Source organism: Streptomyces sp. NPDC127595 (assembly GCF_042671685.1).
In the GTDB taxonomy this organism is placed as follows: Bacteria; Actinomycetota; Actinomycetes; order Streptomycetales; family Streptomycetaceae; genus Streptomyces.
Window position 1 is genome coordinate 401,871 of the sequence record NZ_JBHXWK010000008.1, and the last position, 25,485, is coordinate 427,355.

The following is a 25,485-nucleotide window of genomic DNA, read 5'->3' on the forward strand; positions in this document are numbered from 1 at the left end:
TCAGGCCGAGGTGATCGGCAGCACGTCCGGTGACAGGGCGCCCGCGTGAGCCGTGGCGGCCGTCATACGGCGGCGGTGGTGCCGGCGGCACAGCACCTCGTAGCCGATGTCCTCGGCCTGGTTGACGTCGCCGACGACCACCTGGGCGCCCTCGACGACCATCTCGCCGCCTATGGTGCGGGCGTTGTGCGTGGCGCGCGCGCCGCACCAGCACAGGGCCTCGACCTGAAGGACCTCGACCCGGTCGGCCAGCTCGACCAGGCGCTGGGAACCGGGGAAGAGCTTGGAGCGGAAGTCGGTGGTGATGCCGAAGGCGAAGACGTCGACGCCCAGGTCGTCCACCACGCGGGCCAGTTGGTCGATCTGCGCGGGGGCCAGGAACTGGGCCTCGTCCGCGATCACGTAGTCCGCGCGGCCGCCCCGGGAGAGGTGGTCGACGAGGTACCCGTACAGGTCCTGCTCGTCCGCCACCTCCACCGCGTCCGTGACCAGCCCGAGGCGTGAGGAGAGCTTGCCCTCGCCCGCGCGGTCGTCGCGCGTGAAGATCATGCCCTGCAGACCCCTCGCCGAACGGTTGTGCTCGATCTGGAGAGCCAGCGTGGACTTCCCGCAGTCCATCGTTCCGGAGAAGAACACCAGCTCGGGCATGGCGAGTTGAGCACCTTTCGGCGAGAGGAAGGAGGAGCGGGTCAGGAGCGGACTTGCAGAAGCGGTACGTGCTGCTCCGCCGGGGTCATCGAGCCGTGGTTGCCGACCATCACCGACTCCTTCGGCTCCCGCTCGGACGCGGTGATCAGGACGTCGTCCCGGGCCGCGGCGACCACGTCGCCGATCCGGGCGTACACCCGCTCGTCGATGTGCGGGCCGAACCAGCCCGCCGCGATCGCCTCGTCCCGCGAGGCCACCCAGAACTGCTCGCCGAGCACCTCGCGCCAGCAGGTCAGGACGTCCGACTCGGCGCCCCGGACGGCGTACACATGCCGGGCGCGGCCCTCGCCGCCGAGGAGGGCGACTCCGGCGCGCAGCTCCCAGTCCTCGTCGAAGTCGATGCGGTGCTGCTCGTCGAAGGGGATGTCGATCATGCCGTGGTCGGCGGTGACGTACAGGGCCGTGCGCGGCGGCAGTTGCTCCGCGAGCCGCTGGACCAGGCGGTCGACGTACATGAGCTGGCCGCGCCAGGGGTCGGAGTCGACGCCGAAGCGGTGGCCCTTGCCGTCCACCTCGGCGTAGTACGTGTAGACCAGGGAGCGGTCGCCCGCGGCGAGTTGTGCGGCGGCGACGTCCATACGCTCCTCGCCGGTCAGCCGGCCGTGGAACGTTCCGCCACTGAGGGCGATCTTCGTCAGTGGGGTGTTCTGGAAGGCGGGCGAGGAGACCTGGGCGGTGTGCACGCCGGCCTTGTCTGCCAGTTGGAAGACCGTGGGGTACGGCTGCCAGGCGCGCGGGTCCGTCCACGGCTGCCAGCGGAGCTGGTTCATCAGCTCGCCGGTCTTCGGATTGCGCGCGGTGTAGCCGGGCAGGCCGTGCGCGCCGGGCGGCAGGCCGGTGCCGACGGAGGCGAGTGAGGTCGCGGTGGTGGCCGGGTAGCCCGCGGTGATCGGGCGGCCGGTGCCACCTCGTGAGGACGCCAGGAGTGACGTCATGAAGGGGGCCTCGTCCGGGTGCGCCTTCAGCTGCTCCCAGCCGAGGCCGTCGATCAGGAAGACGCAGTTCCGGTCGGCTCCGGTCAGTTCCGGTATGGCGGCTGTCATGCCGGGCACGGCCATGCCTGCGGCGAGCGTGGGCAGCAGGTCGGCGAGCGAGCCCGCGCCGTACTCGGGGACGGGTGCGGTGTCGAGGGCGAGAGGTTCCGGGTGGTCCCAGGCGGGCAGGACCATCAGCGCGTGATGTCCGCGGTCGCCTCGGAGAGGGCCTGCGCGAAGACGAGGGCCTGGCGCACGGTCTCCGGGCCGTCCCCGGCCTCGCTGACACGCAGGCTCAGGTCGTCCGCCGTCGAGTTGCCCGTGTATCCGTGGTCCGCTTCGCAGTTGGGGTCGCCGCAGGCGGCGGGCTCCAGGTCGATACGGGAGACCGCGCCCCAGCCGATGGTGAGGACGACCTCGCGGGGCAGCGTGCCCGGCGCGTACGACTCGGGGTTGGCGACGACCCGGCTGACGACGACCGAGGAGATACGGCCGAGCTTCACGGACTCCGTCGACGTGGTGGCGTACGGCGTCGGTGAGGTGGTGTCCTCGGCCTGCTCGTCGGTGTGGCTCACGATGAAACGGTTGCCCGTGAGGACGAGCACCGTGACGTGCCGACGCACTTCGTTGGCGTCGAACGTCGTCTCCTGATGAACCAGGTACGACCGGATGGTGTCGCCGCCGATCGCGGCCTCCACCGCCTCGGCCACGAGGGCCGGGTAGTAGCCGCTGCGCTCGATCGCCGCTCGCAGCCCCTGGGTCGACGTACTGGTCTTGGCCATGATGTCCATCTTACGGGCGCCCACTGACTGCGAGGCACCGCTCGCGGGGTCTTCCCGGCGGAGATCCATGTCCCACCGGGAAGGAGATCAGTAGGCGGGGAGCGTCCGCGGGCCGAGGTCGTCACGGACGGGAGCGCGGTGCAGCCGTACGGAGGCGCCGAGCGCGCTCAGGCCGTGCTGGGCGACCACCACGGGTTCCAGGGACACCGCGACGACCTCCGGGTGATCGTCGACGAGGCGCGAGACGCGCAGCATCAAGCCTTCGAGGGCCGCCGTGTCGACCGGGGCGGAGCCGCGCCAGCCGAAGAGGAGCGGCGCCGTCCGGATCGATCTGACCAGCGAGGTCGCGTCCCGGTCGGTGACCGGGATCAGCCGGTGCGCGGTGTCCCCGAGCAGCTCCGAGGCGGCCCCGGAGAGCCCGAACGAGAGCACCGCTCCGGCCGCCGGGTCGATGACGGCCGATACCACCGTGTCGACCCCGCGGGGCGCCATGGCCTGCACGACCGGGCGCAGCTCCGCCGGCTTCCCGAAGAGCTCGGTCAACTCCGCGTACGCCCGCCGCAGTTGCTCCTCGTCCGCCAGGTCGAGCCGCACGCCGCCCAGGTCGGCGCGGTGCCGCAGATGCGGGGCGGTGGTCTTGAGGACCACCGGGTAGCCGAGGTCCCTCGCGGCGCGCGCCGCGTCGTCCGGTGTCGGAGCCGGCAGAACGGGGTGCACGTCGATGCCGTACCGGCCGAGCAGCTCCCGCGTCTCCTCAGTACCGAGGGTCAGTCCCTCCCCGTCCTCCTCTCGTGTGAGGAGGACGGGGATCTGCTGGGCTGCGCCCTTCTCGTCGATGTCCTCGTACTCCGGGACCCTGCCCGGTTCGGCGGCGTCCTGCCGCCACTGGGCGTACTTCACGGCCTCGGCGAGGGCCCGGACGGCACGCTCGGCGGCCGGGTAGGCGGGGATGAGGCGGGCTTCGCCGGTCGCTTCCGCATCGCTGGGCAGGTGTTCCGCGGGGTCATCGCTACCGCCCGGAGCGGTCGGGGCTGCCTGGGGTGCGGTGCCGGCGGCGGCGGACAGGGCCTCGGCCAGCCCCCCGAGCTCGACGTGCACCACGAGCACCGGCTTGGCCGGAGCCGAGGCCGATGCGGCTCGCAGGGCCTCGGCCAGCGCCGCGTCCTGGGCGGAGGTCTCCCCCACCGCCGGGATGGCGGTCACGACGACGGCGTCGCAGCCGTCATCGGCGAGCGCCTTCGCCAGCGCCCGCCGGAAGTCGTCCGCCGACGCCGCCGTCGTGAGATCCAGCGGCGGCGAGGGCTGAAGACCTTCGGCCAGGCAGGCGTCGTACGTGAGCAACCCGAGCGACTCCGAGTTCCCGAGGATCGCCACCCGGGGCCCGGTGGGGAGCGGCTGGCGTGCCAGCAGAAGGCCCGCGTCGACCAGCTCGGTGATCGTGTCCACCAGGATCACCCCGGCCTGCCCAAGGAGCGCGGACACGGTGGCGTGCGGCAACCGAGTGGCCCGTACGGCATGCCCCTGCGGAGCGGCGGCGTGCCGGGCACCCTGCACCACGACCAGCGGTTTCGCGGCCGCGGTCCGCCGGGCGAGCCGGGTGAACTTGCGCGGGTTGCCGATGGATTCGAGGTACATCAGGGCGACGTCGGTGTCCGGATCGTCGTACCAGTACTGGAGTACGTCGTTGCCGGACACGTCCGCCCTGTTGCCGGACGAGATGAAGGTCGAGACGCCGGTGGTGCCGGTGACGCCGCCGCCGCGCCGGTGCAGCCGGGACAGCAGGGCGATCCCGATCGCGCCCGACTGGGCGAACAGGCCTATCCGTCCGGGGCGCGGCATCTCCGGCGCGAGCGAGGCGTTGAGCCGCACCTCGGGGGACGTGTTGATGACCCCGAAAGCGTTCGGGCCGATGATGCGCATCCCGTACGTGCGGGCCTGGCGGACGAGTTCGCGCTGGCGCTCGCGCCCTTCGGGGCCACTCTCGGCGTACCCGGCGGACACGACCACGAGCCCCTGCACGCCGTGCTCACCGCACTCCGCGACGACCTCGGGGACGTAGGGCGCGGGCACGGCGACGACCGCGAGGTCGACGGGCCCGGTGATGTCGACGACGGAGCGGTAGGCGGGCACGCCGTCGATCTCGCCTTCCTGCACCGCCCTGTTCACGGCGTACAGCCGTCCCGTGAAGCCCGCCTCGCGGAGGTTCGTGAGGACGCTGCGGCCCACGCCACCGGGCGTGCGGCCGGCGCCGACGACGGCGACCGAGCCGGGCGCGAGCAGCCGGTGCACGGACCTGGCCTCGGCGCGCTGCTCCCGCGCGCGCTGCACGGCGAGCGACCGGTCGGTGGGTTCGAGGTCGAACTCCAGGCGTACGACGCCGTCTTCGAAGTGCCGCTTCTGCTGGTACCCGGCGTCCGTGAACACCTTGATCATCTTGTTGTTGGCCGGGAGCACCTCCGCGGCGAACCGGCGGATGTCCCGCTCGCGGGCCACTGCCGCGATGTGTTCGAGGAGGGCGGAGGCGACGCCGCGCCCCTGGTGGGCGTCCTGGACGAGGAAGGCGACCTCGGCCTCGTCGGCGGGAGCGGAGGCGGGACGTCCGTCGGCGTTGATGCGGTCGTAGCGTACGGTGGCGATGAAATCGCCGCCCACCGTGGCCGCGAGTCCCACCCGGTCCACGAAGTCGTGGTGGGTGAAGCGGCGGACGTCCTTCGCGGACAGACGCGGATACGGCGCGAAGAAGCGGTAGTACTTCGACTCGTCGGAGACCTGCTCGTAGAAGCTGACCAGGCGGTCGGCGTCGTCGACGGTGATGGGTCTGATGCGTGCGGTTCCGCCGTCGCGCAGCACCACGTCCGCCTCCCAGTGGGAGGGGTACTCGTGCCGGTCCGACGAGGTCTGCATGCGCCCCAGAGTACGGCTCGCGTACGACAACGGCGCGAGGCAGTCTTGGGGGAACCGAAGCCGGATCCAGGCCGGGATCCGGCGCCGGGCCGGGGACGGGAGCAAGGGTTTTGTCACCCTCTGACCCGCTCCCGGCACGCTTCACCATATGGGACACTGGTCTAGACAACGTGGTCTAGACAACCTGAGACATCTGCTAGACAACCTGAGACATCTGAAGGGCTGCATCACATGGCTGAGCGCCGCGTCAACGTCGGCTGGGCCGAGGGTCTCCACGCCCGCCCCGCCTCCATCTTCGTCCGGGCCGTCACGGCCTCCGGAGTCCCCGTGACGATCGCCAAGGCGGACGGGAACCCGGCCAACGCGGCCTCCATGCTCGCGGTCCTCGGCCTGGGTGCCCAGGGCGGCGAGGAGATCGTCCTCGCCTCCGACGCCGAGGGTGCGGACGCCGCACTCGACCGGCTGGCCAAGCTGGTCTCCGAGGGGCTCGAGGAGCTTCCCGAGACCGTCTGAGGGTGAGCGGTGGTGCCTCATCGCTTCGATGGCGGTGACCATTGCTTCGATGACGATGGCGGTGACCGTCGCCTCGATGACGGTGACCGTCGTCTCGACGACGGCGGCCATCGCCTCGATGACGGCGGCCATCGCCTCGGTGGCGGCACCTTCGCTTCGAAGGCGCTTTTCATCGCTCCAAAACACCGGCAAGGGCCCGCCCGAATTATCGGGTGGGCCCTTCGCATTTCCCTTGTGCGGGCAGCATAAATAATCTCCCGCGAATTACTCCTCTTTGTATACGGCGCTCATGTTAATGCCGCAGGCCCGTCATGTTTACGGGATGTTGCGAAGTCCTCACACGGTCCGGGCGGTCGGCTCCGCCGGGAAAGCGGAGGCGGTGTGCGGCCGTCGCGCGTTCGGTGTGCAGGGCTGTGATCGCCCGCGCCCGCTCGCTGTCGCCGCGCGCGACGGCGTCCACGATCCCGCCGTGCTCCGCCCAGGACTCCGCCGGGTTGGCCGGCGCCTCTACCGCGTACATCCAGGCGATCTTGTGCCGGAGCTGCGACAGCGTGGAGGTCAGCGCGGGGCTGCCGGAGGCCTGCGCGAGGGTCTCGTGGAACCAGCCGCCCAGCGAGCGCAGGTCCTCGCTGTTGCCCCTCCTGGCCCGCTCCTGACCCAGCCTGACCAGGCCTCGGAGCACCTTGAGGTGCGCCTCGGTGCGGCGCTGCGCGGCCCGCGCGGCGCCCAGCGGCTCCAGGAGCATGCGCATCTCCAGGAGGTCCGCGGCCTCCTGTTCGGTCGGCTCCGCGACGCACGCGCCCGCGTGCCGCCGGGTGACCACGAAGCCCTCGGCCTCCAGGGTGCGCAGGGCCTCGCGGACGGGGACGCGCGAGACGCCGTAGCGGCGCGCCAGCAGTTCCTCGGTGAGCCGGCTGCCACGCTCGTAGACACCCGCGACGATGTCGTCGCGGATCGCTGTGCATACCGAGTGCGCAGGAACACGCATACCGGACCTCCGCTTTAATCCCCGTGAAACGCCGTCGATTGGCGCTTGTTCAGTGACTCTATTGCAGAGACTCGGAATTTCCGACGGGGGACCGGAATCCATGGATATTTTTTGGACAGTAGGTCGTTCGAAACGGTTCGAAACGACAGGGCCCCGACTCTGTCGAGCCGGGACCCTGTGAAGTACGTACGCGAGTGATCAGACGTTCACGCCGTGCGAGCGGAGATATGCGACGGGATCGATGTCCGAGCCGTACTCGGCGGTCGTGCGGGCCTCGAAGTGGAGGTGCGGTCCGGTGGTGTTGCCGGTGGCCCCCGAGAGACCTATCTGCTGACCTGGGGTGACCGTCTGGCCCACGGAGACTCCGATGGACGACAGGTGGCCGTACATCGTGTAGGTCCCGTCGTTCATCCTGAGGACGATCTGGTTGCCGTACGCACCGCCCCAGCCGGCCGTGACGACCGTGCCCGAGCCGACCGCGTGGACGGAGGTCCCGGACGCGGCGTGGAAGTCGACGCCGGTGTGACTGCCGGACGACCAGAGGCTGCCGCCGGCCTGGTAGCCGGTGGAGATGTACGAGCCGGTGATCGGCGCGACGAAGGTGTTGAGGCGCTTGCGCTCGGCCTCGCGGGCGGCGCGCTCCTTGGCCTCGCGCTCCTCCTTGGCCTTCTTTTCGGCGGCCGCTTCGGCCTTCTTCTGCGCGGCGGCCGCGTCGGCGGCCTGCTGCTGGGCGGCGGCCTGCGCGTCGATCTGGTCGGCGATCGAGTCACCGATCTCGACGGCCTGGGTGAGGCCGGTCTGCTCGACGGAGTTGTCCGCGGCGAGCGCCGGGGCGGCCAGGGTGCCGAGGACACCGGTCGTGGTGAGCGCCGCGACGCCGAGGGCGTTCGTGGTCGTGCGCTTCACGCGGCCCGGGCGACGATGCTTGCCTGTGCCACAGGTGAACGCCATGGAGGAGCTGATCCTTTCCTTCCTTCTCGCCTACCGGGTTAGCTGACGGGTTCGGAGCAGGAAGGTCTCCTACGGACCACCTCCGGGGAGGGCGTCCGATTCACCCCAGGGACTACGTGTGGGTCCCCGGCTCCCCTGGCTCACGCCGTACGGGGACTAAGCGATGGCTGTCCGGTGCCGCGGGCGCGGCGCACTGCCTGACGAACAGCCGGACCGACGCTAAACGGGACATCTTTCAATCGACAAACGGATCACGCCTTTTGTAGCGCATGCCACAGGGCAGACAGGCAACCTCTCTATCAATACGGACAAATGGGGGCCCAGGAGACTCCGTGGTCTCCTGGGCCCCCAGGGGAGCTGCTGTCCTACTCCGTCCCTACTCCGCCGGAACGACGCTCACTTCACCGATTCCGAGAGCCTTGACGGGCTCCTCGATCTGCGCGGCGTCGCCCACCAGGACGGTCACCAGCCGGTCCACGGGGAAGGCGCTCACGGCGGCTGCGGTGGCTTCCACCGTGCCGGTCGCGGCGAGTTGCCGGTACAGCGTCGCCTGGTAGTCGTCCGGCAGGTGCTGCTCGACCTGGTCGGCCAGCGTGCCCGCGACGGCCGCCGCCGTCTCGAACTTGAGGGGCGCCACGCCCACCAGGTTCTGTACGGCGACATCGCGCTCGGCGTCCGTCAGGCCCTCCGCGGCGAGGGTCCGCAGCACCTTCCAGAGGTCGTCGAGCGCCGGGCCGGTGTTCGGGGTGTCCACCGAGCCGCTGATGGCGAGCATCGAGATGCCGGTGCCGTCCGGGGCTGAGCGCAATACCTGGCCGAACGCCCGCACACCGTAGGTGTAACCCTTTTCCTCGCGCAGGACGCGGTCCAGGCGCGAGGTGAGGGTGCCGCCGAGGCAGTACGTACCGAGCACCTGGGCGGGCCACACTCGGTCGTGCCGGTCGGCGCCGACCCGGCCGATGAGCAGCTGCGTCTGCACGGCGCCGGGGCGGTCCACGATGACGACCCGGCCGCTGTCGTCGGCGGTCACCGGCGGCACGGGCAGCGGCTCGGCGGACGAGCCGGTCCAGGCGCCGAGCGTGTCGGCGAGCAGCGCGTCGAGGTCGACTCCGGTGAGGTCGCCGACGATCACCGCGGTGGCCGTGGCGGGGCGTACGTGCTTTTCGTAGAAGGCGCGTACGGCCGCCGCGTCGATCGCCGTGACCGTCTCCTCGGTGCCCTGGCGCGGGCGCGACATGCGCGATGTGGCCGGGAACAGCTCCTTGGAGAGCTCTTTCGCCGCACGACGGGACGGGTTGGCGGTCTCGTGCGGGATCTCGTCCAGACGGTTGCGCACCAGCCGCTCGACCTCGCTGTCCGCGAACGCCGGTGCCCTCAGGGCGTCGGCGAGCAGATCAAGGGCCTTGGGGAGGCGCGACACGGGGACTTCGAGCGACAGGCGTACGCCGGGGTGGTCGGCGTACGCGTCGAGCGTGGCACCGCAGCGCTCCAGCTCGGCGGCGAACTCCTCGGCGGAGAGCTTGTCGGTGCCCTCGGAGAAGGCCCGCGCCATGATCGTGGCGATACCGTCGAGGCCCGTGGGCTCGGCGTCCAGGGGTGCTGCGAGCAGCACCTCCACGGCGACGACCTGCTGGCCGGGGCGGTGGCTGCGCAGCACGGTCAGGCCGTTGCCGAGGATGCCCCGGTCGGGTGCGGGAAAGGCCCACGGCCTGGCCTCGCCGGCCTGCGGCTGGGGGTGGAACTCCATGGTGGCGAGCTCGGTCACTTCGCCGCCTCCTCGTCGGTGTCTTCAGCGGCTTCAGCGTTTTCGGCGTCTTCGGCGGCGATCGGTTCGTAGACGAGCACCGCGCGGTTGTCGGGGCGCAGGCGGGACTTGGCGACCTCCTGGACCTCCTCGGCGGTGATGTCGAGGACGCGCTGTACGGCGGTCAGGGCGAGCTGCGGGTCGCCGAACAGGACGGCGTACCGGCACAGTTCGTCGGCGCGGCCTGCGACCGTGCCGAGCCGGTCCAGCCACTCGCGCTCCAACTGGGCCTGGGCGCGCTCCATTTCCTCGTCCGTGGGGCCCTCCTCGGCGAACCGGGCGAGCTCCTCGTCCACGGCTGCCTCGATGACGGGGATCTCCACATCGCCGGAGGTCTTCACGTCGAGCCATCCCAGGGAGGGCGCTCCGGCGAGCCGCAGCAGGCCGAACCCGGCCGCGACGGCGGTGCGGTCGCGGCGTACGAGCCGGTTGTAGAGCCGGGACGACTCGCCGCCGCCGAGGACGGTGAGCGCCAGGTCGGCCGCGTCACTCGCGCGCGTGCCGTCCTCCGGGAGCCGGTAGGCGGCCATCAGCGCGCGTGAGGGGACCTCCTCCTCGAGGACCTCGCGCAGCTCCTCGCCGATGGTGTCGGGCAGCGCGCCGTCACGCGGCGCGGGCTTGCCGTCGTGCCCGGCGATCGAGCCGAAGTACTTCTCGATCCAGGCGAGGGTCTGCTCGGGGTCGATGTCCCCGACGACCGACAGCACCGCGTTGTTGGGCGCGTAGTAGGTGCGGAAGAACGCGCGGGCGTCCTCCAGGGTGGCCGCGTCCAGGTCGGCCATCGACCCGATCGGCGTGTGGTGGTACGGGTGGCCCTCGGGATACGCGAGCGCGGTCAGCCTCTCGAACGCGGTCCCGTAGGGGACGTTGTCGTAACGCTGGCGCCGCTCGTTCTTGACGACGTCCCGCTGGTTCTCCATGGACTCCTCGTCGAGCGCGGCGAGCAGCGAGCCCATGCGGTCGGCCTCCAGCCAGAGGGCGAGCTCCAGCTGGTGGGTGGGCATGGTCTCGAAATAATTGGTGCGCTCGAAGCTGGTGGTTCCGTTCAGCGAACCACCGGCTCCCTGGACCAGTTCGAAGTGGCCGTTGCCCTTCACCTGGCCCGAGCCCTGGAACATCAGGTGCTCGAAGAGGTGGGCGAGGCCCGTACGCCCCTTGACCTCGTGGCGTGAGCCGACGTCGTACCAGAGGCACACCGCGGCGACCGGGGTCAGGTGGTCCTCGGAGAGCACCACGCGCAGGCCGTTGGCCAGGCGGTGCTCGGTCGCTGACAGCCCGCCGGAGCCTGCCTCAGCTGTGGCCGTGTGACCCATGGGCATGTACGTCCCTTCGATCGCGGAAAACTACGGATTTCCTGTCGGTCCTGCCACTGTATGCAAGCGCGCGGACAGCTGGCGAAGTTCCCGCACCTCGTACGCCGAGAGCGAGAATCGGCGTACGGATCTCGTATGAGGAGAGGGGCGGACGCGTACCGTCCTGGTACGCCCGGAGCCCGGCTCGGGTGCAGCACCGGCCCCTCTGAGCGCCCCGCAAAGACCCTCAACAGACGGGTCGTGGTCCGCGTTGTCAGTGGGGCGGTCCACAATGGTGCGCGTCAGAACCCGTTCATGCCCCGGCAGAGACTGTGAAGGAGCCGCAGCAGCGATGGCCCGCCGCAGCACGAAGACCCCGCCACCGCCCGACGACTTCGAGGAGCGCATCCTCGACATCGACGTCGTCGACGAGATGCAGGGCTCCTTCCTCGAGTACGCGTACTCGGTCATCTATTCCCGAGCCCTGCCGGACGCCCGCGACGGCCTCAAGCCGGTGCACCGTCGCATCGTCTACCAGATGAACGAGATGGGCCTTCGCCCCGACCGCGGCTATGTGAAGTGCGCCCGCGTCGTCGGCGAAGTCATGGGTAAGCTCCACCCGCACGGCGACGCGTCGATCTACGACGCGCTGGTGCGCCTGGCGCAGCCCTTCTCCATGCGCCTGCCGCTGGTCGACGGCCACGGCAACTTCGGTTCGCTCGGCAACGACGACCCACCGGCCGCCATGCGTTACACCGAGTGCCGGATGGCCGACGCCACGTCACTCATGACCGAGTCCATCGAAGAGGACACGGTCGACTTCTCGCCGAACTACGACGGCCAGGAGCAGGAGCCGGGCGTCCTCCCGGCGGCGTACCCGAACCTCCTGGTCAACGGCGCGTCGGGGATCGCCGTCGGCATGGCCACGAACATGCCGCCGCACAACCTCGGCGAGGTCATCGCGGCCGCCCGCCACCTGATCCGGCACCCGGGCGCCGACCTGGACACGCTGATGAAGTACGTCCCGGGCCCCGACCTGCCCACCGGCGGCCGGATCGTCGGCCTCACCGGCATCAGGGACGCGTACGAGAACGGCCGCGGCACCTTCAAGATCCGCGCCACGGTGTCGGTGGAGGACGTGACAGCCCGGCGCAAGGGCCTCGTCGTCACCGAACTGCCCTTCACCGTCGGCCCGGAGAAGGTGATCGCCAAGATCAAGGACCTGGTCGGCGCGAAGAAGCTGCAGGGCATCGCCGATGTGAAGGACCTCACGGACCGCATGCACGGTCTGCGTCTGGTCATCGAGGTCAAGAACGGCTTCGTGCCGGAGGCGGTCCTGGAGCAGCTCTACAAGCTGACGCCGATGGAGGAGTCCTTCGGTATCAACAACGTTGCTCTGGTGGACGGCCAGCCCCTCACCCTGGGTCTCAAGGAGCTCCTCGAGGTCTACCTCGACCACCGCTTCGACGTCGTACGCCGCCGCAGCGAGTTCCGCCGCACCAAGAAGCGCGACCGGCTGCACCTGGTCGAGGGCCTCCTCGTCGCCCTGATCGACATCGACGAGGTCATCCGCCTCATCCGCTCCAGCGACAACTCGGCGCAGGCGAAGGAGCGTCTGATCGAGCGCTTCTCGCTCAGCGAGATCCAGACGCAGTACATCCTGGACACGCCGCTGCGCCGGCTGACCCGGTTCGACCGCATCGAGCTGGAGTCGGAGCGCGACCGGCTCAACGGCGAGATCGACGAGCTGACCGGCATCCTGGATTCGGACACGGAGCTGCGCAAGCTGGTCTCCACCGAACTGGCCGCGGTGGCCAAGAAGTTCGGCACCGACCGGCGCACGGTGCTGCTGGAGTCCGCGGGCGCCACCGCCGCCACGGTCCCGCTCCAGGTGGCGGACGACCCGTGCCGGGTCCTGCTGTCCTCCACGGGCCTGCTCGCCCGTACGGCAAATGGAGACCCCTTCGGAGAGGCCGAGGAGGACAAGCGCGCCAAGCACGACCTGATCGTCTCCGCGGTGCCCGCCACGGCCCGCGGTGAGATCGGCGCGGTCATCTCCTCCGGCCGGCTGCTGCGACTGAACGTGATCGACCTCCCGCAGCTCCCGGGGACGGCGTCCGCGCCAAACCTCTCCGGAGGCGCCCCGATCTCGGAGTTCCTGTCCTCCCTGGAGGCGGACGAGACGGTGATCTGCCTGACGACGCTCGACGAGTCGTCGCCCGGTCTGGCGATCGGCACGGAGCAGGGCGTGGTGAAGCGCGTGGTCCCCGACTACCCCACGAACAAGGACGAGTTGGAGGTCATCACGCTCAGGGACGGCGACCGGATCGTCGGCGCGGCCGAGCTGCGCACCGGCGAGGAGGACCTGGTCTTCATCACGGACGACGCCCAGTTGCTGCGCTACCAAGCCTCGCAGGTCCGCCCGCAGGGCCGGGCGGCGGGCGGCATGGCGGGCATCAAGCTCGTCGACGGTGCGAAGGTGATCTCCTTCACGGTGGTCGACCCGGCGGTGGACGCGGTGGTCTTCACGGTCGCCGGCTCCCGCGGCACCCTGGACGACTCCGTCCAGACGACGGCCAAGCTGACCCCCTTCGACCAGTACCCGCGCAAGGGCCGGGCCACGGGCGGCGTGCGCTGCCAGCGGTTCCTGAAGGGCGAGGACTGCCTCTCGCTCGCCTGGGCGGGCCCTGCGCCGGCGCGGGCCGCTCAGAAGAACGGCACACCGGCCGAGCTTCCGGAGATGGACCCGCGCCGCGACGGCTCGGGTGTGTCGCTGGCGAAGACGGTGGGAGTGGTGGCGGGACCGGTGTAGGTCAGAGGGCCTCTTCGAGGCCTTCGGGCTCCTCGTCCTGTACGTGGGTGTCCTGTACGTGGGTGTCCTGTACGTAGCGGAGGACGCCCCACATGCTGTGTTCGTCGGCGTGTGGGGTGTCCTCTTTGCATGCCCCCAGTTCCTTGGCCAGGGCAGCGGTGTCGATGCCCGAGCCGATGAGGACGAGTTGGGTGAGCCTCTCGTCGGCACGGGGCCAGGGTTCCGGGTAGAAGCGCAGGAACCGTCCGACGGCGTGTACGGCGTAGCGGTTGCCGCGGTCGTGGGTGCCGAAATCGACGTACCCCTTGATGCGGTAGAGCCCTTCGGGCCTGCTGTCGAGGAACTCCATCAACCGCCGCGGGCTGAGCGGGACTTCGGAGGTGAAGGAGAGGGAGTCGTAGGCGGAGTGGAGGTGGCCGGCATGGTCGTGCCGTTCATTGCCTTCACGTTCGTGGAGGTCGTCGAAGGACAGCTGCCCGATGCGTTCCTCGGTCGGGCGGCAGTCGAAGAGGAACTCGGGATCGATCCGGCCGTAGCTGGCGGGTACGACGGCCGCAGGCCCGGCGAGTTCGCGAACGACACGGAGCACCCGCTCACCGTCGCCCTCCGCCGCCCGGTCGATCTTGTTGACGACGACGAGATCCGCGAGGCCGAGATGCCGGTCGATCTCGGGATGCTTCTCACGTGTGCCGTCGAACTCGGCGGCGTCGACGACCTCGACGAGCCCGCCGTAGACGATCCTCGGATGCTCACTCGCGAGCACCATCCGTACGAGCTCCTCGGGCTCGGCGAGCCCACTCGCCTCGATCACGATCACATCGATCCGGGCGGCCGGCTGGGCGAGCCGCCCCAGATAGAGGTCGAGCTCACTCGCGTCGACGGCACAGCACAGGCACCCGTTCCCCAGGGAGACGGTCGAGTCGCCCAGCGCCCCGGCCACAGCCATCGCATCGATCTCGATCGAGCCGAAGTCATTGACGACGGCCCCGATCCGGCTGCCTCCGCCGCGGTGCAGGAGGTGGTTGAGCAGGGTGGTCTTGCCGGATCCGAGGAATCCGGCCAGGACGATGACGGGGATCTGCGGCGAGGGGACCTTTCCGACGGCGGGCTTCTCGGCGGACGGCCGCCCGGCGGACAGCCATTCGTCCGGTGACCGCCCGGCGGACGGCTGTTCATCCGATGACTGCTCGACGGATGGCTGTTCATCCGATGGCTGCTCGGCCGACGGCTGCCTGCTCGGGACCGGCTGCGGAGTGGGCTGGCTCAACGAGCGACCTCTTTCACACCGGTGCGCACACCGGCTCGGAACGGGCTCCCGTACGCATCCGGCTCACGCACCGGCACTCGTACGAGGAATGAATGCCGAACCAGGATACGAGTGGGAGGAATCGCCGCGAAGTGAACGATTGTTAGCGGCGCTCGCGGGGCACACGTTGGGCAAGGCGCCGAGAAACGCGACCCGCACTTCCCTCCGTGCGCCTCCTCTCCGCCTCCCTGCCGGTCAGAGCCGCTCGGCAAAACTGGGAGACGGCAAGCGCGCCGCCCACCGCTCGCCGGTCCTCCCTGTCGCCCCACAACCGACGACCGGCAGAGCGGTCGCCTGATTCGGGGGTTGACATGGCCACACGGAACTTTGGGGTACGGGGACTCGGGCCCGCCGCGAGGGCGCGGCTCACCACCGCACTCGGTGCCGTTGCCGAACGGACGTCACGTCAGCGCAGGCGGACGGCGCTCATCGAGCAACACCGGCTCCATTTCGACCTGTTGTGCAAGGCCATGGACGACCCCGCTCTGGCTGCCGTCCTGGACACGTACGAGAGCGAGATACCGCCCGAGAAGCAGCGCCAGTACCTCTTCGCGAACGCCCTGTACGTCAATGCGCTGTACTTCCATCGCATCGGCGCGCTCACCCTGCCGGAGCTGTACGGACACCTTCGGATGATCTGCCGAAACGCGATCTTCCGCGAGTATTGGCTGGCGACCTGCCACCACCGCGAGAGTCTGCCCGACGCCGCCGAAGAGGCCCAGTTGGGCAAAATGATGGACAGCTTGGTCCAGGACATGGACGCGCTCGTGCGGGAACGAGACAACGGCGATCTTGATGAGTGGTGGGTCGTCGGGGAACCGCCGGACGAGTGACGCGCCACTCATCGTCAACACCAGTGTGTACAGGGAGACGCGTGGGGAGAGCGAGAGGTATTCTGCCCGCAGCCTGCTGCGGCGAAACGCGTCCGCAGGCGCCAAACCTACTGCGCAGGGCTGCCTCGCCCACAAGGATCAGCGGCCCCTCATGACCATGTGGGGCCACTCATGAGCATCACGGGACGAATTGGGGCGGCCATCAGCCCGTGCGTCGTCCCGTACACGCGTTGGCCCGTCCCTCGACCAGGCTAGGAACGGACTTGAAGATCGTGCGTCGCGTCGGCGCCTCACCCCGGGAGCGCGGCAGCGCCTCGGGGCAGAGCTGCCCCGACATCTTCGAACTCAGCAACGGAGACTTTGCTGTTATTGGCACCGAAGCCACAGCCACTCTCGACAGTGAGCTGCCGCCCGACGCAGCGCGTGCGGACTACGAGCGCATCGTCATCATCAGCCGCGAGACGCTGGTCCGAGCCAAATCGGACATCCCCGATTCCTGACTGACCCACCCTCCGCCCTTCACTTCCCAGGCCTCGATGCTCACCGCATCGAGGCCTGACTTCATACCTGCCGAGCCTTGCGGGCGTTGCCGGCCCTGCGGGCGTTGCCCACCCTGGTGGCCCTGCTGGCCCTTCTGGCCCTTCTGGCCCAAACCATGGGCGCATCACTGCCATCGCCCATACGGCAGGCTGGACCGCACACATCCTGGAGGAGTAACAGGGAGCGCCCGTTGCGTATGCGGCCCAGTGGTCGGTACGTGGGAGCGTGCGGCCGCCGCAGGTGCTCCCCCGGTGAGCACCCCCGCACGCCGACGCGCGCTGAACGCGCCCCAAGTGCGCCCCCACCCCAGGGGCCGGAAGTCGCCCCGACCGAAGTCAGGTTAGGCTCACCTCTGTGAGTACGTGCACGACCGCGTCCCTCCACCTCGACGAGCCCCTGGCGGGGACCGCGGCCACCGCGAGGACATGGCTGTTGCTCGAACAGCCCGGTCCCTGGGGTGCCAAGGCGCTCACTTCGAGCCACCTGGACCCCGCGCTCGGCCGCGCCCTCGAAGCCGCGGCGGCGGGCACCGGCGTACGGATCGCACTCATCCGGCGCCCCGGACGGCACGCCGACTTCGGTCCGCCCGCCGAACGCCAGGTGTATGCGGCACACACAGCTCCGGGAAACGTATGGCTGCGCAACGCCACAACATCCGATCCCGAGCAGTTGCTCGACCTCGACTTCGCCGCGCTCGGTATGGGTGATGCTCACACCTTCGACGCCGTTCTTGGGGGTCGGCCCCACACCGGTGACCCGCTCGCCCTCGTCTGCACCAACGGCAAGCGCGACCGCTGCTGCGCCCTGCTCGGCCGCCCCCTCGCCGCCGAGCTCGCCGCCTCCGGTGTGGACGGCGCCTGGGAGGTCACCCACCTCGGCGGCCACCGCTTCTCGCCCACCCTGCTCGTGCTGCCGTACGGATACGCATACGGCAGGGCCGAGGCCCACGCCGTCAAGGAAATCCTCCAGGGCGTCCAGGAGGGGCGTGTGGTCACCGAGGGTTGCCGCGGGAACTCCGCCTGGGAGAGGCCCGGACAGGCGGCGGAGCTGGCCGTCCGTACGGCTGCGCGCGAGTACGCCGCGGACGCCCTGAGCGTCGTCCGCACGGACGGCGAGGCCCCGCGCTGGGAAGTGACCGTCGCCCACACCGACGGCCGTGTGTGGCGCGTCGTCGTCGCGCAGGGCGCCTCGCTCCCGCCCCGCCCCGAGAGCTGCGGCTCGGCGCTGGGGTCACCGGCCCGGATGGACGTGGTGGCGGTACGGGAACTGATCCCGGCCGCGCTTGCCCTGCCCTGCTGATCAGCTCCACGGCCGACGGGCGCATGCCGTGGCGCGCCCGCCACGTCTCCCACGCGCGACGGCGATCAGGAGATCCCCGCCACACTCCCCTACGGCAATACCCACCCGCCGCCGTACCGTCATAGCCATGAGCCCCACTCCCCCCGTACGACGACTGCGCCTCGGTCTGCCGCGGCGGGTGTTCTCGCAGGTGCTGCTGATGCAGGTGGCGATCGCCGCCGGGGTCGCCGTGCTCGCTACCGGGCTGTTCCTCGCCCCGCTCAGCGCACAGCTGGACGACCAGGCGATGCGACGCGCGCTCGCGATCGCGCAGACCACGGCGGTCCAGCCGCAGATCGCCGAGGACCTCCGGACGACACAGCCATCCGTGGACGGGCCCGTGCAGGCCGAGGCGGAACGGATACGGAAGGCCAGCGGGGCCGAGTACGTCGTGGTGATGAACACGGACGGTGTGCGCTGGTCACACACCGACACCACTCAGATCGGCAAGGTCGTCTCGACCGACCCCAGCCAGGCCCTGGCCGGCAAGGAGGTCATGGAGATCGACGACGGCACGCTCGGCCGCTCCGCCCGCGGCAAGGTGCCGCTGCGCGACACCGACGGCCACATCGTCGGCGCGATCTCGGTCGGCATCGAGTACGACAGCGTGCGGGCCAGGCTGATCCACGCGATCCCCGGACTGCTGGCGTACGCGGGCGGAGCTCTGGCCGTCGGTGCGCTGGCCGCGTACCTGATCTCCCGCCGCGTCCAGCGGCAGACGCGTGACCTGGCCTTCTCCGACATCTCGGCGCTGCTCGCGGAGCGCGAGGCGATGCTGCACGGCATACGGGAGGGCGTCGTCGCGCTGGACCGCGGCGGCCGCGTACGCCTCCTCAACGACGAGGCGCAGCGCCTGCTGGGGCTCGACGGGGAGGCCATCGGCAGGCCACTCGACGACGCCCTCGGGCCGGGCCGTACGACCGATGTACTGGCCGGCCGTGTCACCGGCACCGACCTGCTCACCGTCCGCGGCGAGCGCGTCCTGGTCGCCAATCGCATGCCCACGGACGACGGCGGCGCCGTGGCCACGCTGCGTGACCGCACCGAGGTGGAGCAGCTCGGCCGCGAACTCGACTCCACACACGGCCTGATCGACGCCCTGCGCGCCCAGGACCACGAGCACGCCAACCGCATGCACACCCTCCTGGGGCTGCTCGAACTGGAGATGTACGACGACGCCAGGGAGTTCGTCGGCGAGGTGGTCGGGGACCACAGGATCACCGCCGAACAGGTCACCGAGAAGGTCCACGATCCGCTGCTCGCCGCCCTGTTGGTCGGCAAGTCCTCCGTCGCGGCCGAGCGCGGCGTGGCCCTGTGGATCTCGGACTCGACACTCCTGCCGGATCGGCTGGTGGACCCTGGGGGGCTGGTCACCGTCGTCGGCAACCTGGTCGACAACGCGCTCGACGCCGTCGCGGGCACGCCGCACGCGCGCGTGGAGGTCGAATTGCGCGCCGAGGGGCGTACCGCCGTACTGCGCGTACGGGACACCGGGCCCGGAATCCCGGAGGATCGGTGGGAGCTCATCTTCACGGACGGGTGGTCCACCAAGAAGCCCCCCGCACACGGCAAGCGCGGTATCGGTCTCCCCCTGGTGCGCCGGCTCGCCGAACGGCAGGGCGGCAGGGCCGAGGTGGCCGAGGCCGACGGTGGGGGCGCCGAGTTCACCGTCGTACTGCCGGAGGCACTCAGGGACCCGGGGTTCGAACCGGCGTCGGGTTCCGCACCGGATGGCGGTCTCGGGGCCTCCGGCTCAGGTCATGCGCCGGACACCGGCCGCACCCCGGACGTGGGTCTCGCGCCGGCGCCGGGCCCACGGCTCGTGCCCGAACCGCACCAGCCTCCGGAATCCGCCGCCGTCACCACCACCGCCGCCGCTATGGATGCCAAGGAAGGGTCGCGATGATCGAGGTCCTGGTCGTGGACGACGACATCCGGGTCGCGCGGGTCAACGCCGCGTACGTGGCGAAGGTGCCGGGCTTCCATGTGGCGGGCGAGGCGCACAGCGCGGCCGAGGCGCTGAGCCGGATGGAGGCGCTGCCCCACCTGGACCTGGTCCTCATGGACCACTATCTGCCGGACGACACGGGCCTGGCGGTCGTCCAGGAGATGCGCCGGCGTGGCCACCAGACCGACGTCATCATGGTGACCGCCGCCCGTGACATCTCGACGGTTCAGGCGGCGATGCGGCAGGGCGCGCTCCAGTACCTGGTCAAACCGTTCGCCTTCGCGGGCCTGCGCGCGAAGCTGGAGGCGTACGCAGATCTGCGCCGCACCCTCGACGGTGGCGGAGAGGCCGAACAGGCGGAGGTGGACCGGATCTTCGGCGCTTTGTCGGCGAGTACGGAGACGGACCTGCCCAAGGGCCACTCCCCCACGACCGCGGAACTCGTACGCCGCGCCCTGGTGAAGTCCGAGGGTCCTCTGTCGGCCCAGGAGGTCGCGGAGGAGACCGGACTGAGCCGCCAGACCGCGCAGCGCTATCTGAAGCTCCTGGAGCGCACCGGGCGGGCCAGGCTGACCCTGAAGTACGGCGACGCGGGCCGACCGGAGCATCGCTACGTGTGGGCGACGCGCGGCTGAGGGACCGTATGCCGACACCGGGCCGGCCGGTGCCCGCTCCACGTAGGCCGTGGTCGGTCACCCTCCTTGGTCGCCGCCGCTCTCAGACAGCCCCGGCGCCCGTCAACGACCGCACCTCGGTCTCCGCGTGCTTGGCCTCGTCCGGGGGTTCCGCCGAGGTGACCGTGCCCAGCCATCCCGCGAGGAAGCCGAGGGGGATGGACACTAGGCCCGGGTTCTGCAGCGGGAAGTACTGGAAGTCGGCGCTCGGGAAGAGCGATTCGGGGCTCCCCGAAACCACGGGTGACAGCAGTACGAGCACCAGGGCGGGCACCAGACCTCCGTACACGGCCCACACCGCGCCGCGTGTCGTGAAGCCCCGCCAGAACAGCGAGTACAGCAGCACCGGCAGGTTCGCGGAGGCGGCCACCGCGAAGGCGAGGCCCACCAGGAAGGCCACGTTGAGATCGCGGGCGAGCAGTCCGAGCGCGATCGCGACCACGCCGATACCGACCGCTGCGGTGCGCGCCACGGCGACCTCGCTGCGCGGCTTGGCGCGCCTTCGTCGCAGTGACGCGTAGAGGTCGTGCGCCACGGACGCCGAGGACGCGAGGGTGATTCCGGCGACGACCGCGAGGATCGTGGCGAAGGCGATGGCGGCGACGATCGCGAACAGAACCGTTCCTCCCGTTGAGTTCGCGCCGCCGCCCAGATCGAGCGCCAGCAGCGGAACCGCCGTGTTCCCCGCCGCGTTCGACTCCCGCACCGCTTCCGGACCGACGATCGCGGCCGCGCCGAAGCCCAGCACGAACGTCATCAGGTAGAAGCTTCCGATGAGGCCGATCGCCCAGACCACCGAACGCCGCGCGGCCCGCGCCGTCGGCACAGTGTAGAAGCGCGACAGGATGTGCGGCAGCCCGGCGGTGCCCAACACCAGCGCGAGTCCCAGGCTGATGAAGTCGAACCGTGCCGTCCAGTCCCCGCCGTACCTCAGCCCAGGCGCGAGGAACGCGTCACCGTGTCCGCTTCGGTCCGCCGCCGAACGCAGCAACTGGTTGAAGTCCCCGTGGAAACGGACCAGGACAAGCACGGTCAGGGCAATGGCCCCGCCCATCAACAGAACCGCCTTGACGATCTGGATCCACGTGGTGGCCCGCATCCCTCCCATCGACACATAGATCACCATGAGCGCGCCGACGCCGATCACCGTCCAGTTCCGCGCCGCCTCGCTCGTGCCCCCCAGCAGCAGCGCGACCAGGCTGCCCGCTCCCACCATCTGCGCCACCAGGTACAGAACGGACACGGTCACCGATGAAGTTCCCGCCGCGATCCGCACCGGCCGCTCGCTCATCCGGGACGCGACGACGTCGGCGAGGGTGAACCGCCCGCAGTTGCGCACCAGTTCGGCGACCAGGAAGAGCACCACGAGCCAGGCCACCAGAAAGCCCACCACGTACAGGAGCCCGTCGTAACCGAAGAGTGCGATCAGACCCGTGACGCCGAGGAAGGACGCCGCCGACATGTAGTCACCGGAGATGGCAAAACCATTCTCCATCGGCGAGAACAACCGCCCGCCGGCGTAGAACTCCTCGGCCGAACCATGCCGGTTGCGGCTCACCCACGTCGTGATCGCCAGCGTCACCGCGACGAACGCGCTGAACAGCAGCAGCGCCAGCGTCTGATGGTTGCCGCTCATCGCTCACCACCTCTGGCGCTCCGGGTCAGCTCCTGGGTGTCCCAGCGCAGATCGAGAGCGGGCCGGTCCCTGCGCAGCCGCGCATGCCTCGCGTACGCCCACGTGAACAAGAAGGTGGTGAGGAACTGTCCGAGCCCCGCGACCATCGCCACATTCACCGCGCCGGCGACGGGCCGGGCCATGAAGCCGGGGGCCGTCGTCGCCGTCACCACGTAACCCACGTACCAGGTGAAGAAGACGGCGAAGCCCGGGACCACGAACCTCCGGTACCGGCTGCGCACCTCCTGGAAGGCCGCGCTGCGCTGCACCTCCAGATAGACGTCGGCCGCCCCGCCCGTCCGACGCTCCTGCTCCGGGTGCGCGGGCGGCACGGCGGGAGCGGGCGCACCCGTGCCGTCCAACTCACCCCAGCCGGAGGCAAGCGCGTCGTACCAGGGGTCGTCGAACCGGACCTTCCCGGTGTCACGACCGTCGTGCTTCTCCACCGAACTCTCCTTGTCCGCGGCCCGTTTCGGCCGCGTGCCCAAGGATGTGCAGATCGGGAAGATCCCGGACTCTTCTCTCCGCGCTCTTCACTCCATCAGGTGACTCAGCCCGCCGGTGGCCGTACGAGACCCTTCCCATAGGCGTAACGGACTGCCTGAGCACGGTCCTTTACCCCCGTCTTGGCGAAGAGGTTGTTGATATGGGTCTTCACCGTCGCGGTGGAGACATGCAACTCGCGGGCGATCTCCTGGTTGGTGAGGCCTTCTGCGATCAACAGCAGCACCTCGGTCTCGCGCGCGGTGAGCCCGTCCGGCGGCTCCGCGGGCGCGGCCGGCTCCGGCTCCGAAAGCCGCTCGAGCAGCCTTCGCTGGACACTCGGCGAGAGCCCCGCCTCCCCGGAGAGCACGCTCCGCACGGCTCTCACGATCTCGTCACCTCCCGCGTCCTTGGTCAGATAACCCCGAGCCCCCGCTCTGAGCGCGGGGAACAGCGACTCGTCGTCCTCGTACGTGGTGAGCACGACGACCTGCGTTCCCGGGTACTCCGCACGGATGCGCCGGGTCGCCTCGACACCGTCGCAACGAGGCATGCGCAGGTCCATCAGCACCACGTCCGGAGCGAGTTCGGCGACCAGAGCCACGGCCTCATGCCCGTCACCGGCCGCCCCGATGACCTCGATACCGGGCAACAGCCCCAACAGCATCACGATGCCCTCGCGCACCACGGTCTGGTCGTCCGCCACCACGACCCGTGCCGGCTTCCTCCCTTCCTCCTCCGTCATACGGGCACCTTCAGCGTCACCACGAACCCCTCCTCGTCCGGCCCTGCCTCCAGGGAGCCGCCCAGCAACTCGGCCCGCTCCCGCATGCCCAGCAGACCGTACCCGGCGCCGGAACCGCTGAGTTCGCCCTTCGGCCCGCCCGAGTCCCGTACGTCCAGGGTCACTTCGCGCTCGCCATAATCCAGCCGCACCTGGACTTTGGCGCCCGGAGCGTGCTTGCGGACGTTCGTCAGAGCTTCCTGCGCGACCCTGCGCACCGCCTGCGAAGCCTCGGCACCCAACGGCTGCCGTTCACCCGTCACGGTGACATCGGCACCATCGGTCGTCGCGACGAGCTCGCTCAGGAAGTCCTCCACCGGGGACATCTCGCCACGCAGGGCGGACAGCGCCTGCCGGGTCTCGGCGAGCCCCTCTCGCGCCATCCCTCTTGCCGCCACGACCCGTTCGAGAATCGTTTCCCGGTCCCCACCGCGCTCGATGAGCAGACGCGCCGCTTCCAGGTGCACCAGCTGTGCCGAGAGGCTGTGCGCCAGCACGTCGTGGATCTCCCGCGCGATCCGGGCCCGCTCCGCGAGCGCCGCCGACTCCGCCTCCGCAACGCGCGCCGCGCGCTCCTGAGTCAGCAGTCGTTGAGCACTCCCCCGCGCCTCGGCGTCCAGGCGCAGCACGTAACCGGCCAGAGCGAGCCCCACCGTGGTGGCCAGGGTGGTCAGCCAGACATCGTTGTTGACCACCGCATACGCCCCCAGCGCCACGGAGGTGGCTGGGAGCGCCGCCACGAGAGGCAACCGTTCCATGCCGCTCACAGCGCACCCGCACCACAGGACGAGGGCCGGAACCCGGAATCCGACGCTCTGCCCGACTGTCGCGATCCCGAACAGCAGCACGAGCAGTCCCAGCGAGGGCAGCAACCGGTGTTCGAGCGTGGTCCGCCAGAAAGCCCAGGCTGCGGCTCCGCAGGCCACGACTCCCAGCACACCCGCCGCGACACCCCAGCCGTGCAGCTCGCTGTCGGTGAAGGTCGTCCCGAGGAGAATGCCGAGGGCGCCGATTCGCGTGGCCCAGGCGAGCAGGCGCCGGGGCCGGGCCACTCCCGCCCGGGATAGGGCCTCGCGGGAGGGCCAGCGCGTCCAGACGTTCTCCGTCACACACGCTCCTTCCAAGGGGCCTGGGGCACGCCGTCACCGTACGCCGCGCCCTGCACGCGCGCCGGGTGCAGCGATTGCGACCTCCAGGTGAGAATTCCGGAGCGGACCAGCAGCGTTGCGGCGAGAGCCAGCAGCACCATGCCAGTGGCGTCCTGCTGCACACCGAGCAGGGCCCCGATCCCGAACAGGCCCACCCGCAGACCTATGCCGACGGTCCAGACGACCACGCTCGCCTTGGTCCCCTGGCCCCATACCGAGCCGTCCGGCGCCGCCCATATTCGGGTGGTCCACGCCCAGCCGGCGCCGGTCGCCAGGCCAATGAGCAACTCGGCCCCGAGCAGGAGAATCGCCTCGGCCTGATGGTGCGCGTCGATGAGCCCCGGCTCTCGCAGAGCTATGAAACCCAGAACGGCAGGCAGGATCCACCAGCGCCTGTCCGCACTGATCCTTTGCGCGCGGAACTGGCGCACGATCACCAGAACGACAACGGCGAAGATCGCCAAGGCGTTGATCAGCCCAGACATCACGGCCTCCGTGGATGAGGAAGAACGGATGCCGGCAGCGGGAGCTGTCGACGCCTTCGACGCTACGGAGAATTGCTGGTCAGCAGATCGGAGCGGGGGTGGATCCAGGGTGGATCTCTGCCCGGAGCGGACCTCCACCCACGGGTGGAGCCCCCTCACACCACATGGCTGTCACCCATGCCCTGCACCGGTGCAGCCGCTGGGCCAGGACGATTCTCGCCCCCTCCGCCCCTACCCATCCCGTACCCGGGGGCTGCCGCCCCCAGACCCCCGCATCGGCCTGAACGGCCTCGTCCTCAAACGCCGGACAGGCTAAAAGATCTCCCCCAGGCCGGGGAATCGGGACGGCAATGCACCACCCTCAAGCGTCAGACATGCCAAAAACCCCTCGCCCGCCCGGAGCCGAAAAGCAATGCTGCCGCCCCTCGCACCCGCAGCCGACCGACGACGGAAGGGGGCGTGCCGGTACGTCCACATGCCCGTCGCGTACGTCCGCGTCACCGGACCCCCACACCCCTGCCCGACGCCTGATCCGGCGGCGAC

The 25,485-nt window shown here is 70.1% G+C and carries 22 protein-coding genes and 1 riboswitch; of the genes, 8 read left to right on the forward strand and 14 right to left on the reverse strand.

What is annotated here, in order from left to right:
• The 4 genes from ACFVKT_RS26605 to ACFVKT_RS26620 all read right to left on the reverse strand — a co-directional run bounded on the left by ACFVKT_RS26605 (position 1) and on the right by ACFVKT_RS26620 (position 5,368).
• On the reverse strand, positions 1 to 648 hold the full coding sequence (locus ACFVKT_RS26605) for a thymidine kinase (protein WP_385735654.1): 648 nt from the start codon (positions 646 to 648) through the stop codon (positions 1 to 3).
• A 41-nt stretch (positions 649 to 689) separates the two neighbouring features.
• Entirely contained in the window at positions 690 to 1,877 is a 1,188-nt protein-coding gene (locus ACFVKT_RS26610; RefSeq protein ID WP_385735656.1) for an alkaline phosphatase family protein, read from the reverse strand.
• The gene (locus tag ACFVKT_RS26615; protein ID WP_385735715.1) at positions 1,877 to 2,473 is read right to left on the reverse strand and encodes a DUF5998 family protein; all 597 of its coding nucleotides are present in this window, start codon (positions 2,471 to 2,473) and stop codon (positions 1,877 to 1,879) included. The genes ACFVKT_RS26610 and ACFVKT_RS26615 overlap by 1 nt, the downstream gene beginning before the upstream one ends.
• Before the next feature lie 78 nt (positions 2,474 to 2,551).
• A complete protein-coding gene (locus ACFVKT_RS26620; RefSeq protein WP_385735658.1) occupies positions 2,552 to 5,368 on the reverse strand; it encodes a GNAT family N-acetyltransferase in 2,817 nt (938 codons plus the stop codon).
• Positions 5,369 to 5,599: 231 nt separating this feature from the next.
• Here ACFVKT_RS26620 and ACFVKT_RS26625 point away from each other — a divergent pair, with 231 nt between their 5' ends.
• Entirely contained in the window at positions 5,600 to 5,881 is a 282-nt protein-coding gene (locus ACFVKT_RS26625; protein ID WP_385735660.1) for an HPr family phosphocarrier protein, read from the forward strand.
• 28 nt (positions 5,882 to 5,909) lie between these two features.
• On the forward strand, positions 5,910 to 6,134 hold the full coding sequence (locus ACFVKT_RS26630; RefSeq protein ID WP_385735662.1) for a hypothetical protein: 225 nt from the start codon (positions 5,910 to 5,912) through the stop codon (positions 6,132 to 6,134).
• 39 nt (positions 6,135 to 6,173) lie between these two features.
• Here the strand turns inward: ACFVKT_RS26630 and ACFVKT_RS26635 are convergent, their stop codons facing one another.
• The 4 genes from ACFVKT_RS26635 to ACFVKT_RS26650 form a co-directional block, all read right to left on the reverse strand.
• Entirely contained in the window at positions 6,174 to 6,869 is a 696-nt protein-coding gene (locus ACFVKT_RS26635; RefSeq protein WP_385735664.1) for a GntR family transcriptional regulator, read from the reverse strand.
• Positions 6,870 to 7,067: 198 nt separating this feature from the next.
• The gene (locus ACFVKT_RS26640) at positions 7,068 to 7,820 is read right to left on the reverse strand and encodes a M23 family metallopeptidase (protein ID WP_385735666.1); all 753 of its coding nucleotides are present in this window, start codon (positions 7,818 to 7,820) and stop codon (positions 7,068 to 7,070) included.
• 12 nt (positions 7,821 to 7,832) lie between these two features.
• A riboswitch (cyclic di-AMP (ydaO/yuaA leader) is annotated at positions 7,833 to 7,993 on the reverse strand.
• A gap of 203 nt (positions 7,994 to 8,196) precedes the next feature.
• Complete coding sequence (locus ACFVKT_RS26645; protein WP_385735668.1) at positions 8,197 to 9,585, reverse strand: M16 family metallopeptidase; 1,389 nt, start codon at positions 9,583 to 9,585, stop codon at positions 8,197 to 8,199.
• Positions 9,582 to 10,937 carry a M16 family metallopeptidase gene (locus ACFVKT_RS26650; protein ID WP_385735717.1) on the reverse strand — a complete coding sequence of 452 codons (1,356 nt, stop codon included), beginning with the start codon at positions 10,935 to 10,937 and terminating at the stop codon, positions 9,582 to 9,584. Before ACFVKT_RS26650 ends, ACFVKT_RS26645 begins: the two co-directional genes overlap by 4 nt.
• A 331-nt stretch (positions 10,938 to 11,268) precedes the next feature.
• On the opposite strand from ACFVKT_RS26650, the gene ACFVKT_RS26655 reads away from it, so the two are divergent.
• Positions 11,269 to 13,728, forward strand: a complete 2,460-nt coding sequence (locus ACFVKT_RS26655; protein WP_385735670.1) for a DNA topoisomerase (ATP-hydrolyzing) subunit A — start codon at positions 11,269 to 11,271, stop codon at positions 13,726 to 13,728.
• A gap of 1 nt (position 13,729) precedes the next feature.
• Here the strand turns inward: ACFVKT_RS26655 and ACFVKT_RS26660 are convergent, their stop codons facing one another.
• Positions 13,730 to 14,866, reverse strand: a complete 1,137-nt coding sequence (locus tag ACFVKT_RS26660; RefSeq protein WP_385735719.1) for a CobW family GTP-binding protein — start codon at positions 14,864 to 14,866, stop codon at positions 13,730 to 13,732.
• A gap of 479 nt (positions 14,867 to 15,345) precedes the next feature.
• Here ACFVKT_RS26660 and ACFVKT_RS26665 point away from each other — a divergent pair, with 479 nt between their 5' ends.
• The 5 genes from ACFVKT_RS26665 to ACFVKT_RS26685 all read left to right on the forward strand — a co-directional run bounded on the left by ACFVKT_RS26665 (position 15,346) and on the right by ACFVKT_RS26685 (position 20,328).
• Positions 15,346 to 15,867, forward strand: a complete 522-nt coding sequence (locus tag ACFVKT_RS26665) for a DUF6082 family protein (protein ID WP_385735672.1) — start codon at positions 15,346 to 15,348, stop codon at positions 15,865 to 15,867.
• A 263-nt stretch (positions 15,868 to 16,130) separates the two neighbouring features.
• Positions 16,131 to 16,367 (forward strand): hypothetical protein, encoded by a 237-nt coding sequence (locus ACFVKT_RS26670; RefSeq protein WP_385735674.1) that lies wholly within the window; start codon positions 16,131 to 16,133, stop codon positions 16,365 to 16,367.
• 394 nt (positions 16,368 to 16,761) lie between these two features.
• On the forward strand, positions 16,762 to 17,706 hold the full coding sequence (locus ACFVKT_RS26675; protein ID WP_385735676.1) for a sucrase ferredoxin: 945 nt from the start codon (positions 16,762 to 16,764) through the stop codon (positions 17,704 to 17,706).
• 127 nt (positions 17,707 to 17,833) lie between these two features.
• The gene (locus ACFVKT_RS26680; protein WP_385735678.1) at positions 17,834 to 19,651 is read left to right on the forward strand and encodes an ATP-binding protein; all 1,818 of its coding nucleotides are present in this window, start codon (positions 17,834 to 17,836) and stop codon (positions 19,649 to 19,651) included.
• Positions 19,648 to 20,328, forward strand: coding sequence for a response regulator (locus ACFVKT_RS26685; RefSeq protein WP_385735680.1), 681 nt, complete (start codon positions 19,648 to 19,650; stop codon positions 20,326 to 20,328). The genes ACFVKT_RS26680 and ACFVKT_RS26685 overlap by 4 nt, the downstream gene beginning before the upstream one ends.
• Positions 20,329 to 20,410: 82 nt before the next feature.
• Here ACFVKT_RS26685 and ACFVKT_RS26690 read toward each other — a convergent pair whose 3' ends face one another.
• The 5 genes from ACFVKT_RS26690 to ACFVKT_RS26710 all read right to left on the reverse strand — a co-directional run bounded on the left by ACFVKT_RS26690 (position 20,411) and on the right by ACFVKT_RS26710 (position 24,942).
• Positions 20,411 to 22,003 (reverse strand): cation acetate symporter, encoded by a 1,593-nt coding sequence (locus ACFVKT_RS26690; RefSeq protein ID WP_385735682.1) that lies wholly within the window; start codon positions 22,001 to 22,003, stop codon positions 20,411 to 20,413.
• Positions 22,000 to 22,488 (reverse strand): DUF485 domain-containing protein, encoded by a 489-nt coding sequence (locus tag ACFVKT_RS26695; RefSeq protein WP_385735684.1) that lies wholly within the window; start codon positions 22,486 to 22,488, stop codon positions 22,000 to 22,002. The genes ACFVKT_RS26690 and ACFVKT_RS26695 overlap by 4 nt, the downstream gene beginning before the upstream one ends.
• Before the next feature lie 104 nt (positions 22,489 to 22,592).
• Positions 22,593 to 23,270, reverse strand: a complete 678-nt coding sequence (locus ACFVKT_RS26700; protein WP_385735685.1) for a response regulator — start codon at positions 23,268 to 23,270, stop codon at positions 22,593 to 22,595.
• Complete coding sequence (locus ACFVKT_RS26705) at positions 23,267 to 24,418, reverse strand: sensor histidine kinase (RefSeq protein WP_385735687.1); 1,152 nt, start codon at positions 24,416 to 24,418, stop codon at positions 23,267 to 23,269. Before ACFVKT_RS26705 ends, ACFVKT_RS26700 begins: the two co-directional genes overlap by 4 nt.
• Positions 24,415 to 24,942, reverse strand: coding sequence for a DUF1453 domain-containing protein (locus tag ACFVKT_RS26710; RefSeq protein WP_385735689.1), 528 nt, complete (start codon positions 24,940 to 24,942; stop codon positions 24,415 to 24,417). The genes ACFVKT_RS26705 and ACFVKT_RS26710 overlap by 4 nt, the downstream gene beginning before the upstream one ends.
• Positions 24,943 to 25,485 lie beyond the last annotated feature (543 nt).